This window comes from Deltaproteobacteria bacterium, assembly GCA_017302835.1.
Classification (GTDB): domain Bacteria; phylum Bdellovibrionota; class Bdellovibrionia; order Bdellovibrionales; family Bdellovibrionaceae; genus UBA2316.
Map to the genome: position 1 here is coordinate 344779 of JAFLCC010000001.1, position 12299 is coordinate 357077.

Consider the following 12299-nt stretch of genomic DNA (forward strand, 5'->3'; position numbering starts at 1 on the left):
CGTTAAAGAGGACTCTCTGGAGATGGAGATTTGCTAATCTTTACAGCCTGAGTGGTGCCAATGAGTTGGTCTTTGATACACACCTGAGGATTCTGCACGACTCGCTGTTGTAGCTTGGTAAAAATTGGCTCACGTATGGCAAGAGTATTATCTTGCAAAACGCACTGTCGAGCAATTTTCAGCGTGAGATTAATTACAATTGGAGCCTTCATATTTGCAGACATCTGCGTTGGGTCATCAGGGATCGTAATGATACAAAAAAATCTAACTTTATCAGAGGGTGTCAACCTAATGGATTCATTATCTGTTTTGGTCATTCCTGGCTGGTATTTCTGAATGAAAAGTTCCGGTTCCAACAAAGGAAAGGCGATATCTGTGGACTCGCAGCTCTGCAACCAAATAAAAATTTCATCACTAGGGTCGTCGACTAATACGAACTCCCTTAGATCTGCAAACCCCAAAAGCCCTTCTGGAAATGTCAGAATATCTTCAGCTTCATACAAAACCTGTCCAAATCGCGAAGTTTGGATAAGCATAATCCCTCCTCATTACTAACTAAGAGCGCTAACCCACCTGAAACGGTTAATAGCTCCAACGATACCACCCCTATTAAAAATTTGGACTTAAATGAGCAGAAACTCAAGACTTTTACTTTCTTGTGCGGCGTTTAACAAATCATGTGAGCTACAGAATCATAGAATTAAAATAGAATTTAAAAAACTATTTATCTTCTTTTAAAGAATCAATTGCCGACAAAGGCTTCAACAAACTAGCCACTGATTTAGATTTGTCAGAAGATACTTGTGATGATTCTTTATTTTGATCTTGAATAGCTAAGTAGACTTCTTCTCTATGAATTTTAGTATCTTTTGGAGCTTCGATGCCCAGTCTAACTTGTTTTCCTTTGATTTGAACCACCCTAATCTTTATGTGGTCATCAATCGCTATGCTTTCACCCAACTTCCGTGTGAGAACGAGCATGGTAGTCTCCTTACAGTATGTTTTCAGTTCATTCGGTATAATTTTTCGGAACTGTAGGTATAATTTATAAAATAGAAAGTCAAGCCTTTGGTCGCATATTCTAAATTTGTAAAATTAAATTCATAACTCGAAATATGACTTAAGAGAGCGTTAAGGTTATTTGGTGCTTTGTCGTTTTAATTCTGCGAGCAGAACGTAGTCCAAAGCGGCTAATTTATGAGCAAGAGACTCTTCCTTAAAAACAATGGCTAAATCAATGTCCCCACCCTTTAGATGATCGTGAACCCGACTTCCAAACAAATAAATTTTAACATGTTGATCTTTAGATATGTATTTTTTAAAAACTGATAAAATTTGTTCCTTTGTTTTTTCAGAAAGCCTCTTTTAACTATACTTTTTATTCCAAGAACGATTGGGGTTTTTAGAAGGATTTGCTTGAAAAGCTCAGTAAGTTCCTTGGCTGCATATTCATGGGAAATTTTTTTAATTCGATAAGAATAGAGTCGTAATTAGTCATCTTGGCCATTATAAAAGCATTTTAAAAAGGCAGAGTCAATTATAAGGAACTGTCTAAATATAACTTCAAACTCGCTCCAGGCAAAATCACTGCCATAGATGCGGAAAATGTTACAAAATCACTGCCATAGATGCGGAAAATATTGACTCAAAAATAAGAAGAAGAGTATTCTCAAAAAAGGTGGGTTTCCTCGATGGAATATATAAAAAGAAGTCTGGACTTAAATAATGATTTAAAACATAAAAGCGTGTTATTGCTTGGGCCTCGACAGACGGGAAAAACTCAGTTAATTGAGCATCAAGTAAAGGCAGATATAACTTATGATCTTCTCCAAGCAGATGTATTTAGGGAGTTAAGTTATGCCCCTCAGTTAATTAGGCAAAGAGTTAACGACAAAACAAAATTAATTGCTATTGATGAAATTCAAAAGTTACCACTATTAATGGATGAAGTTCATAGCATGATCGAGAAATTGCGGATAAAATTTATTTTAACTGGAAGTAGTGCTCGCAAATTAAAAAGATCACATACAAGTCTTATGGCAGGAAGAGCGAGAGTTAAAAATCTATTGCCCCTAACCTCTAAAGAATTGGGAAAAAAGTTTAAACTATCTGTTGCTCTCCAGTATGGGCTTCTTCCATCAATTTATTTTTCAGAAGAAAAGGAAAAGGATTTAAAAGATTATGCCGGTCTTTATCTTAAGGAAGAGATTTTAAATGAAGCTTTAGTTAGAAGAATAGAAAATTTTTCTCGTTTTTTAGAATTTTCTGCATTAACTAGTGGACAGATTTTGAATTTTGAATCAATTGCTTCAGATGCTCAAATTTCTTCAAGAACAATAAGGGAGTACTATGCTGTTTTGGAGGATACTCTGGTTGGGTATTTATTAAGACCTATCCGCTCATCCCCTAAAAGAAAGAGCATTGCTACAAGTAAATTTTATTTTTTTGATATTGGCGTGATAAATTCAATTACTAAACGTCAATTGTCTTCAAAAACTAAAGAATATGGTGAAGCTTTAGAACATCTTATTTTTATGGAACTTCATGCTTTTAAAACTTACTCTCAAAAAAATATAGAATTAAATTTTTGGAATTCGCCAAGAAATGGAGAAGTAGATTTTATTCTTAATGAAGAGATAGCAGTTGAAGTAAAATCAAGCGAAAATATTTCTGTTCAACATCTTCAGGGGCTTGAGCTTTTAACAAAGAATGAAAAAATGAAAAGGCAAATTGTTGTTTGCCAAGAAAAGCATCGAAGAAAAATTGGAAATGTTGAAATTATTCCTGTGATTAGTTTTTTAGAGGGCTTATGGGGCGGTGAATTCGTATAGTCTGTAAGGGCCGGGCCATACTACAACGCGAGGGTTATTTAATAAAATCCAATAAACTTGGTTGAATCATTTTTCCAGAAGTTTCCAAAGTAGCTTTCAATGCGGAGTCGGCTTTATTGATGTCGGATACAACTTGAAAAACATCAGCATCCTCTAACTGAGAAGCGGTAAGTTTATTGTCGAAGATGGATTTTTGCAGAGAATCCAGAGTTCCGTTAATAGTCATAATTCTTGAGCCTAGCTCGGAACGCGCTAAAACGACTTGTGAAATGGACTGATCAATTAAATCTAGAGATTGTTGAATTCCTTCTTTGTCATTCGTTTTTAATGAGACTTCTAGTCCTCCAAGCACTTGAAATATATTTGTACCCGGATCTTGATTAGAAGGATCTTTAGTCCCGATTTTTGTTGCTTTTCCATAACTGGCAGGACCGCGAAGCAGAACTTTATTTTCTTGATCCACTGAAAAAATTTGTTCTGACTCGGATTCTTTTTGTCGTAAAGGATTTAAATCTTCGACTTTGGTAGGTGTGATTTGCCCGGGCCGAACCAGCCCATCTTTAGAAATTCCTTGCCCTAAAAAGACAGAGCTTCCTGGCAGGTTGACGGCCACGAATTGATCTTTATGGGTTTGCATTTTTAAATCCCCATTATCCCCAGAGTAATCCCCATTTTTATCAAAAGGCATGGTCTGGGTTTTAAAGCCAGAAAATATATAGCGTTCTCCGAGTTTTCGATTTCCAACTTGCACTGCTTGATTAAAAATCTGCTGAATTTCTTGAGCCGTCACATTTCTAGTTTGTTCATTTCCAGAGGCATCACTGGCCTGGCTAATGGCAAGCTCTTTGGCCCTGACAAGTAATTCAGATAATTCGTTGAGGGATTGGTCCGAGAACTCAAGAAAAGATTTTGCTTGAGTTATGTTTTTCACAAATTGCCCACTCGTTCTTTCCTCCGTGCGAGAAGAGAGAACTCGAGTTGTTGCTAGAGGGTCATCGGAAGGCTTGTTGATTCTTTTTTGGGTAGCTGCTTGATTTTGCAACTCAGACATGTCAGTGCGGTTTTTACTGATATTTTTCTGAGCTTGATTGTAATTCATTTTATCTGCAATTCTCATTTAAAACTTCCTATAACCTTTTTAAATTTAGAACTGTATCAAACATTTCATCCGCTGTTCTAATCAATCGTGCCGAGGCATCATAAGCTTTTTGCATCTCAATCATTTTGGTTGTTTCTTCATCAAGACTCACGCCACTAATGCTTTCCCTAATTTGACCTAATTGGTCTAAAATGTTTTTTTGATTTTCATGGGTTTTAATGGCTCTTTGGGCAATGGTTCCAATCTGTCCAACTTGAGCATTATAATAATCATCCAAAGAGGAGTTACCTTCTTCCATAACTTTTTGATATTGAATAGAGGAAATGATATTAGCAATCGTACTGTCGCCAGGACTATCGACTCTTGAAGCTGCAACAATTTTCCCTGAATCTAATTTAATGGATTCATTTAATGATAAAGTTTCAGAGGCGTCTTTAACTGATTCAGGCATTTCAAAAAATAAGATTCCACTTTTTCCATATTTATCATAGCCCTCTATATGAGCTTTATTGACTTCTGTTGCTAGGGTGAAGGCCATGGTATCCACTCTTGAAAGATGATCTTCAATCAATTCATCACGAATTTCCAAGGCTCCGCCAATGCGACCACCCCTAATCTGATCCGTGACACTAAACAAGCTTCCATTTTCGCTGGGTCGATAAAATATTTCAACACGATCGCGCTCATCGGTATAGGAAGTTTCTAAATCTCTGGAGGATAATCCCGAAACAAGAATCGCTGTGTTTCCTGCGGTGACACTAACCATCCCATCGCGACCCTCAGCCCAACTGATATCTATTTTTTCACCCAGTTTTTTCAAGAGCAAATCACGACGGTCGCGTTCATCATTTGCTGGGATCCCTTGAACTTCGACAAGCTGAATTTTTTCATTCAGGGTAGCTAATTCTTTCGTGTATTGATTGATTTCATCTACAGTAGTTTTAATTTGGCCATCGAGATCCACTTGCACATCTTTTAATTGACGATTGACTCGTTTAAAATCCTGTACCAAAGACTGAGCTGTTTCTCTGACCATAGTTCTGGAGGCTAAACTTTCCGGGGTGTTCGAGAGTTCTCTAAAGGAATTAAAAAAATCAGTCATAAACTGGTTTAATCCTTTATTGGTTTGTTCATTATAGACTTGTTCTACTCGTGCAAGGGAATCTGCTTTTGTTTCCGTCATGCCAAGGTTCATATTTTCACGTTGAATCTGTTTCTCTAGCCAAGGATTATTAACTCGGGTTACTTGTGAAGCTTTGGCCCCCATACCGATTCTTAACCGACCAGAACTGACAGGGTCATTGGTAACGATTTCAACACGCTGTCTGGAATAACCCTCTGTGCTTTTATTGGCAATATTGTGCGAAACAGTTTGTAAAGCCGTTTGCGAGTTAGATAGTGCTCTTTTACCAACGTCCATCATGGACGAAATTTTAGACATCCTGTCCTCAATTTATTTAAATTTCTTTGGAAACAAAATTACCAGATTGTTCTGGTCCTTGTTTATAATTCCCTTTTCGTTCGTATGTTTTCTTTCCAGAGAGAGTTTCTTTAATATTATTCATAGTCCCGTTCAAGGCTTGCAAGGCTTTTTGAGTGAGCAATTCATTATCTTTATTTATTTCAATAATACGAGTGATCACCATATCTAGTGTTTTGTGTAAATTTCTTAATTGATCCCCCATGACTCCAGGTATTTTCTGAGCGATTTCTAAAAGTCTTGGGTTTTCAGAGTCAGCTTTGATCATCACGCACAATTCTTTGGCATGTTTAAATCGCAGAGTATCTGCCAATTTTATTTTCTGTAAATGAAGCTCTTTTTGAGAATTTAGTTCAAGAATTTTATTCGCATCTGCCTCGACAAGTGCTTCTTTTTCTTTGCGAGCTAAATCGAGCAATTGAAGGTAAAATTTAATTAAATCTTCTAAATTTGAAACTAATTTTTCAAAGGCCTTTTCTTTTACCGCATCCATGCGATGTTCTCCAGTTCCGTATTTAATTTATTATTACGAATTAGTTAAAAAGACTTAATTCTTCATCCACCATTTTGTCAGCTACATCCTTTGAGTTGACGGAATATTTTCCTTCATCAATTAACTTTCTAAATTTTTCAACCTTTGCTTGATCCACATCGGGTGCTGCCAAGGCGAGTTCTTTAATTTTTTTAGCCTCCATCGCGCGAGCAGAAAGATCCACCTTGGAAGCCTCATTACTACTAGGTGAAAAAAGAGAATTAGCTAGGGTCGTTGGAGTTTGAGATTTTTGTGAACTCTCTGTTTTTTCAGATTTTCCACTGTCATTTAGATTTAGATTCTGACCAACTTTATTATGCGTAATTTTCATAAAGAGCCTCCTAGAATTGTCTCATACTGAATCATCGTATCATATTGGAACAGAATTTTAAAGCTAGTTTGCAGGTGATTGGATCTACAGGTCTTTAGTGTGTTCCTTTGAAAGCACAGACCTAAATCGCGTCAGCATTTGGTTTACAATTTCAGAATTTCCAGCAACTAAAGATCGGCTGTAGGGTGTATGAGCCTGATTTTCATAGGTTCTTAGAATTCCACCAGCTTCTTCTACTATCAATTGCCCAGCTGCTACATCCCAAGGGCTTAAGTTTTTTTCCCAAAAACCATCAAATACGCCTCGGGCAACTTGACAAAGGTCATAGGCGGCAGCTCCAGCACGACGAATGCCTCTGCAGTCCCCAACGAGAAGTGAAAATAAATCTAATTGTTCCTTAAGGGCAGGTTTGTTATCTGGGAAAAAACCGGTAGCTAGTAAGGATTTATTTAAATCAGTATTAGAATTAACTGACAATTTTTTTCCATTTACATAGGAACCTTGATTTTTAATGGCGGTATAGGTTTCTCCCAGAAGAGGCACGTCGATAACTCCAAGTAAAAGCTCACCATTTTTTTCCAAGCCTATACTGATACAGAAAATGGGAAATTGATGAACATAATTGGTTGTTCCATCGAGGGGATCGCAAATCCAACGAGCTTTTTCTTGGGCTCGTCCAGGATTCACCCCTATTCCGGCAAAGGCAGATTCTTCACCCAAAAATTCTGTTTCTGGGTATTTGCTAAGCAAAAATGATTTTATCACTTTTTCAGATTCCTTATCCGCTTCACTGACGAGGCCTGCAAGGTGTTTCTCCTCAACACAAGAAAGTTTCCCATAATAATCAAGTAAAACTTGCCTAGCTATTTTGGCTGCTTTGATAGAATCATATAAGGCTTGATTTAAATCCATAAAACCCCCATTCAGATGTAGTCCGTTACAAACTATATGTCACTCTTCTTAGGTCTCGTCGAGCGCCGCCTTCTCAGCTAGCGCAGCGTGCAAGTTTTTCAGGACAAGAAATGCAAACCCTTCTAAGGTCCCATTGACCAAGGGAAAAGAGATTATATAAAATAAACAATAAGTAGGCGTGTAGGGAAGCAGGCTAAATTAGTTTGATTTATCAAAAAGGAATTAAAGCATGGGTGCAAAATCTGATGTGGTTGTAAAATTAGTTTTGGTTTTTTTTATATCGTTATTTTCTTTTGCTATAGGGACATTTGTAGGAAAAAAGTACAGCGATAATCAGCATAAATTGGCTAAATTAGAACCAGAAGCCAAAGCAGTTCATGGCGAAAGAAATGTAGCCAGTGATCATGAGAGCGCAGAACATGGCACCCCTGCATCTGTAAAAAACCATAATGAAAAATCAGAAATGGTATCCGATGAAGAGATTAAAAAACTAACAGAAGAGGCTTTAAAAAAAGAAGAATTTATTGCTGACGACACTAAAGGAGAAAAACCAATACACAATCCTAACGTGCCCAAAACAGCAGTAAAAAATGCACATCATCATGATGAAGCCTTGGCTGCGGCCCAGGCATTTTTAGATGGTAAAGCACCAGAGGCTAAAGACGATGCAAAAAAAGAAGCGCGAATTCCATCAAGTCTCCCTAAGGATGTGGCTCAATATGCAGTGGGAAAGTTTACGGTTCAAGTTGCATCTTACGCGGAAAAAGCAGACGCGGAAAAAAAAGCAAATCAACTTAAAGAAATGGGCTATCAGGCAAATGTTTTCACGGCACAAGTGGGTGGAAAGAACTGGTACCGAGTATCCTTTGGCTTATTTTCTAGCCAGAATGAAGCCTTATCTGAAAAACAAAAATATTTAGAGCAAAATAAAACGGAATCTGCACTTGTACAAAAAATTAAAAATTAATAGAATAAAAAGATGAGGCGTTTCATCTTTTTAGGGTTCATAAGTTTTGTGTTGTTTTCAGTAAAAGGTTTTGCTGCTCAACCTCCAAAATTTGTAATTTATTTAGTATTCGATCAAATGAGAGCCGATTACCTATTGAAATATAGGTCTGAATTTAAGAGCGCTATATCAAAAACAAATGGTTTAGGTGGATTTGCCTATTTAATGGAAAAAGGTGCGTACTATCCGTATGCTCAGTATGAAGTTTTACAAAACATGACCTGCCCGGGGCATGCGATGATTTCAACTGGGTCTTGGCCAATAAATACAGGAATTTCAATGAATGACTGGTATTCTCGAAATACAGAGAAACTAGAATATTGTGTTGATGACAGTAAAGATGGCATTTCGCCGAGAAAGTTATTAACAACAACAGTCAGTGATGAATTTAAAAATTTAGATAAACCAAGTAAAGTTTTCGGAGTAGCTCTAAAAGACAGATCCGCCGTCATGTTGGCGGGGCACCGGGCAGATGGAGCCTTTTGGTTTAATGAGAAAAAATGGATTTGGGAAAGTAGTTCCTATTATAAAGAATCCCCTAAATGGATTTTAGATCATAATAAAAAATTAATTCCTAAGATTGCTGATAAAAGTTTGTTTCTTACAAATTGGGGAACTGAAACGACTATTAATATGGCGATAGATTTAATCAAGAACGAAAATTTGGGAAAAACAAAGGGAACAGATTTTTTATTTTTGAGTTTTTCGACTCATGACCTTGCAGGTCATGAGTATGGTCCTAACTCAGAAGAAATGAAAAAGTTAACCCTAGAAGAAGACAGAGAGCTATCTAGATTTTTAAATTTCTTAAATCAAAAATTTAATTTAAATGAGAATGTAGAAATAATTTTAACTGCCGATCATGGGGTTCCCTCTTCTGTTGAGTATTCTCAAAAAAATAAAATTGCGGCAGATCATTTGGATGAAATAAAAATTGTAGAGAATATTTATTCAGAATTAAACAAAAAATATTCACCAAATGAAAAACAAGAATGGTTTACCTCCATGAGACTATTTCATTTTTTCGTAAATTTAAAAACTTTGAATAAATTAAAAATCGATAAAAAGGAATTTTTAGAAACCAGCAGGGAGTTACTTTTGAAAGAAAATTTGGCAGAGGAAATTCTTATCCCTTCTAATTTTAAAAATCAATTGCCGGTGAGCACTCAGCTCAGAAATCAAGTTCAAAATAGCTATGTTGAAAGTCAGTGGGGAGATTTAATATTAGTGCCTAGACCCTATTATATGAACAAAGGGAAAACCTACACAGTGAATCATCTTACAGGATACGTATATGACAGGACCGTACCACTCATTTTCTTTGGTAAAAACTTTAAGACAGGACTTTTTTATCAAAAAGTTTTTGTCGTAGATATTGCTCCTACCGTTGCGGCCACTTTGGGAAGCCTTCCAGGAGCCAAATCAGATGGAAGGATGCTGCATGAAATCCTTAAATCTAATTAGAGCGTGATTGAAAAGTATTTATTGTACTACCTAAAGGATACTTGCACGTTTGCCCTAAAGGAGACTTGCTTAAAGTGAAGTAGTGGGAGTAGTATTGAACTAATTATGAATCAAAAAGTATTTGTCAATAGAACATTAAATCTTAAAAAAATAAAGTATATCGGCCTGGATATGGATCATACTCTTGTCAGGTATCACAGCCAAGCATTTGAAAGCCTCTCCTATTCTACAATTGTAAAAAAACTTATAAGTAAAAAAAATTATCCTTCCACATTAACAAAATTAAATTTTGATTATAATTTTGCGATCCGGGGACTAGTTATTGATAGAAAAAAAGGAAATCTTCTTAAGCTGAACCGCTATACAGCAATTAGAGCTTCCTATCATGGTTTAAAACCTCTGGATTTTAAAACCCATCAAAAACTTTATCGAAGTACTTATATTGATTTGGGTGATTCAGATTTTATGGCTATAGATACCTTTTTTTCAATCTCCTTGGCTGTTCTGTATGCACAAATTGTAGATCTAAAAGATTCAGATTCTTCGAATCTCTATCCTGAATACGCCCAAATTGCTGATGATATTTTATATGCATTGGATGAGGCCCATCGAGATGGAAGCTTGAAAAATGAAGTCAAAGATAACTTGGGAAAATATATTATAAAAGATCCAAAAGTGGTTGAGGGTCTTGAAAAATATAAAAAACATGGAAAAAAAATATTTGTTCTGACTAATTCTGATTACCATTACACGAAGTTATTAATGGATTATGCAGTGACTCCGTTTCTAAAAGAGCATAAATCATGGAGTGATTTATTTGAACTAGTGATAACTTTTGCACAAAAGCCCAAGTTTTTTTATGAAAAACGAAGCTTTTTAAAAGTGAATCCCGTTGATGGAAGCATGAGCAATTATGATTACCCTTTAGTACATGGAGTTTATCAGGGTGGAAATGCTTTTCAGTTTACCGATGATTTACAACTTGATGGCGATGAAATACTTTATATAGGGGATCATATATATGGTGATATTCTTCGGTTAAAAAAAGACTGCAATTGGCGTACGGCAATGGTTCTAGAAGAATTAGAACAAGAAGTTATAAATAATGAGAAAGCTGAACCGCTGGTAAAAGAAATTGAAAAACTAATGAAATTTAAAGAGCCTCTTGAAGATAAGTACACTGAATTGATGACAGAAAAAAGTGAAAATAAGTCCATCAAGGATGAAGAAATCAATGAACTTCAGGAAAAAATATCAATTGTAGATACACAAATAAGTCAGCTGATAAAAAAACAACAGGTAATATATAATCTTCAGTGGGGACAACTTATGCGATCTGGCAATGAAGAAAGCTATTTGGCCTATCAAGTAGAAAGATATGCCTGTGTTTATATGTCTAAATTGTCTGACCTGGTCACCTTGTCACCTCGGACTTATTACAGAGCCCCTAGACGGCCCCTTTCTCACGAAACAGTATAAGAAAGTTTCCTATGCCTCAACTCTACGTTGAGAAATTAAGGTGCTAGCTCGCAAATCGGTTTGGCAAATAAAATCTTTTTAATGTTTTTCTCTATATTTGGGACTTGTATCTTTAAATAGACTTGAAACTTTTTACTTTTTTTAGATTGAGGACAACTAGGTAAAGGTAAATTCACGAATTTATCTGGGGAATTTTTCTTTGACTGATTAAGGTTCATTTGAAGATCTTTTAGAAAATAAAACCAGCATTTTTTTGCTGATTTATCATTATCAAAATCACAAGGAACTTTGTATCTTTGAAAATACTCCAGAGCATATTTTTTATTACCGACCGTAACAAGCTCGAAAAGAAGATCATTATTTCTAACCCCAGAGAATACCTTAACATATTTCTCAGAATCATAAATTTCAAATTTGGTTCTTGAGCTCAATTCATCGGCATCCTTCAAAAACAAGAAGTGGGCTTTGACTCCCCAAAGAATGGCTCCTTGAGATTCGACTTTTTTAAAACCTTCTAGTTTAAGATCATCACAGGTACGTAGTTTTTTATTAGAGTCTAGATCTTTGATATTTTTAAAATAAATGGAATTTCCTACAAATCCGGGATCCAGTTTTTCAACAATGGTCAGAGAGTGAAAGGCTTTACAAATTAATTTTACCTTTTCGCCTTCAACAAGATCGCTATCTTGTAAGAATTCAGTTTTTGTTACCACTGGGGTTTCAAATTGAGCCAGGGCCAATCGGAATGACAAAAGTAAATATAAGATAATTTTCATAATTAATACTTGCTTTTAAGATTCGCTTTTTCAACTCTTTTTTCTTTGATCTGATTCTTATCATCGACGAAAACAACCTGAGGTTTGTAGGTCAGGGCTTCCTTTTCGCTCATTTGACAATAAGCTACAATAATTACAAGATCTCCCTTTTGAACTTTTCTTGCCGCAGCACCATTCAAACAAATTTGTCCTTTTTTACCCTTGATGACGTAGGTAGAAAATCTTTCACCGTTATTGCAATTTAAAATGTCCACTTTCTCGTGAATTAAAAAATGTGCCGCTTTAATCAATGACGGATCAATAGAAATTGAACCTTCATAGCTTAAATCGGCCTCTGTAACTGTCGCACGATGAATTTTGCTTTTTAAAATATTTAATTCCATATAATT

General features: G+C 35.9%; 14 protein-coding genes. 4 read left to right on the plus strand and 10 right to left on the minus strand.

Features of this window, described 5'->3' with window-relative positions; all coding sequences use genetic code 11:
* Positions 1–2: 2 nt before the first annotated feature.
* From fliW to J0M15_01665, 3 genes are all read right to left on the minus strand, one after another.
* Positions 3–536, minus strand: coding sequence for a flagellar assembly protein FliW (gene fliW / locus J0M15_01655; GenBank protein ID MBN8535733.1), 534 nt, complete (start codon positions 534–536; stop codon positions 3–5).
* 184 nt (positions 537–720) lie between these two features.
* Positions 721–981 (minus strand): carbon storage regulator CsrA, encoded by a 261-nt coding sequence (gene csrA, locus J0M15_01660; protein ID MBN8535734.1) that lies wholly within the window; start codon positions 979–981, stop codon positions 721–723.
* A gap of 156 nt (positions 982–1137) precedes the next feature.
* Entirely contained in the window at positions 1138–1335 is a 198-nt protein-coding gene (locus J0M15_01665; protein MBN8535735.1) for a nucleotidyltransferase domain-containing protein, read from the minus strand.
* Positions 1336–1691: 356 nt separating this feature from the next.
* On the opposite strand from J0M15_01665, the gene J0M15_01670 reads away from it, so the two are divergent.
* Positions 1692–2831, plus strand: a complete 1140-nt coding sequence (locus J0M15_01670) for an ATP-binding protein (protein ID MBN8535736.1) — start codon at positions 1692–1694, stop codon at positions 2829–2831.
* 34 nt (positions 2832–2865) lie between these two features.
* Here the strand turns inward: J0M15_01670 and flgL are convergent, their stop codons facing one another.
* The 5 genes from flgL to J0M15_01695 all read right to left on the minus strand — a co-directional run bounded on the left by flgL (position 2866) and on the right by J0M15_01695 (position 7185).
* On the minus strand, positions 2866–3948 hold the full coding sequence (flgL, locus tag J0M15_01675; protein MBN8535737.1) for a flagellar hook-associated protein FlgL: 1083 nt from the start codon (positions 3946–3948) through the stop codon (positions 2866–2868).
* A gap of 10 nt (positions 3949–3958) precedes the next feature.
* Positions 3959–5371 carry a flagellar hook-associated protein FlgK gene (flgK, locus tag J0M15_01680; protein MBN8535738.1) on the minus strand — a complete coding sequence of 471 codons (1413 nt, stop codon included), beginning with the start codon at positions 5369–5371 and terminating at the stop codon, positions 3959–3961.
* Between the two features lie 16 nt (positions 5372–5387).
* Positions 5388–5903: a flagellar protein FlgN gene (locus J0M15_01685; GenBank protein ID MBN8535739.1), complete on the minus strand. Its 516-nt coding sequence runs from the start codon at positions 5901–5903 to the stop codon at positions 5388–5390.
* 40 nt (positions 5904–5943) lie between these two features.
* Positions 5944–6273 carry a flagellar biosynthesis anti-sigma factor FlgM gene (gene flgM, locus J0M15_01690; GenBank protein MBN8535740.1) on the minus strand — a complete coding sequence of 110 codons (330 nt, stop codon included), beginning with the start codon at positions 6271–6273 and terminating at the stop codon, positions 5944–5946.
* Positions 6274–6357: 84 nt separating this feature from the next.
* Positions 6358–7185, minus strand: coding sequence for an inositol monophosphatase (locus J0M15_01695; protein ID MBN8535741.1), 828 nt, complete (start codon positions 7183–7185; stop codon positions 6358–6360).
* Between the two features lie 229 nt (positions 7186–7414).
* Here J0M15_01695 and J0M15_01700 point away from each other — a divergent pair, with 229 nt between their 5' ends.
* The 3 genes from J0M15_01700 (at position 7415) to J0M15_01710 (ending at position 11134) form a co-directional block, all read left to right on the plus strand.
* Positions 7415–8152, plus strand: a complete 738-nt coding sequence (locus tag J0M15_01700; GenBank protein MBN8535742.1) for an SPOR domain-containing protein — start codon at positions 7415–7417, stop codon at positions 8150–8152.
* Between the two features lie 48 nt (positions 8153–8200).
* Positions 8201–9655, plus strand: a complete 1455-nt coding sequence (locus tag J0M15_01705; protein ID MBN8535743.1) for an alkaline phosphatase family protein — start codon at positions 8201–8203, stop codon at positions 9653–9655.
* Between the two features lie 105 nt (positions 9656–9760).
* The gene (locus J0M15_01710) at positions 9761–11134 is read left to right on the plus strand and encodes an HAD-IG family 5'-nucleotidase (GenBank protein MBN8535744.1); all 1374 of its coding nucleotides are present in this window, start codon (positions 9761–9763) and stop codon (positions 11132–11134) included.
* 35 nt (positions 11135–11169) lie between these two features.
* On the opposite strand, the gene J0M15_01715 is transcribed toward J0M15_01710, so the two are convergent.
* Positions 11170–11910: a hypothetical protein gene (locus tag J0M15_01715; protein ID MBN8535745.1), complete on the minus strand. Its 741-nt coding sequence runs from the start codon at positions 11908–11910 to the stop codon at positions 11170–11172.
* Positions 11911–11912: 2 nt separating this feature from the next.
* Positions 11913–12293, minus strand: a complete 381-nt coding sequence (locus tag J0M15_01720; protein MBN8535746.1) for an aspartate 1-decarboxylase — start codon at positions 12291–12293, stop codon at positions 11913–11915.
* Positions 12294–12299 lie beyond the last annotated feature (6 nt).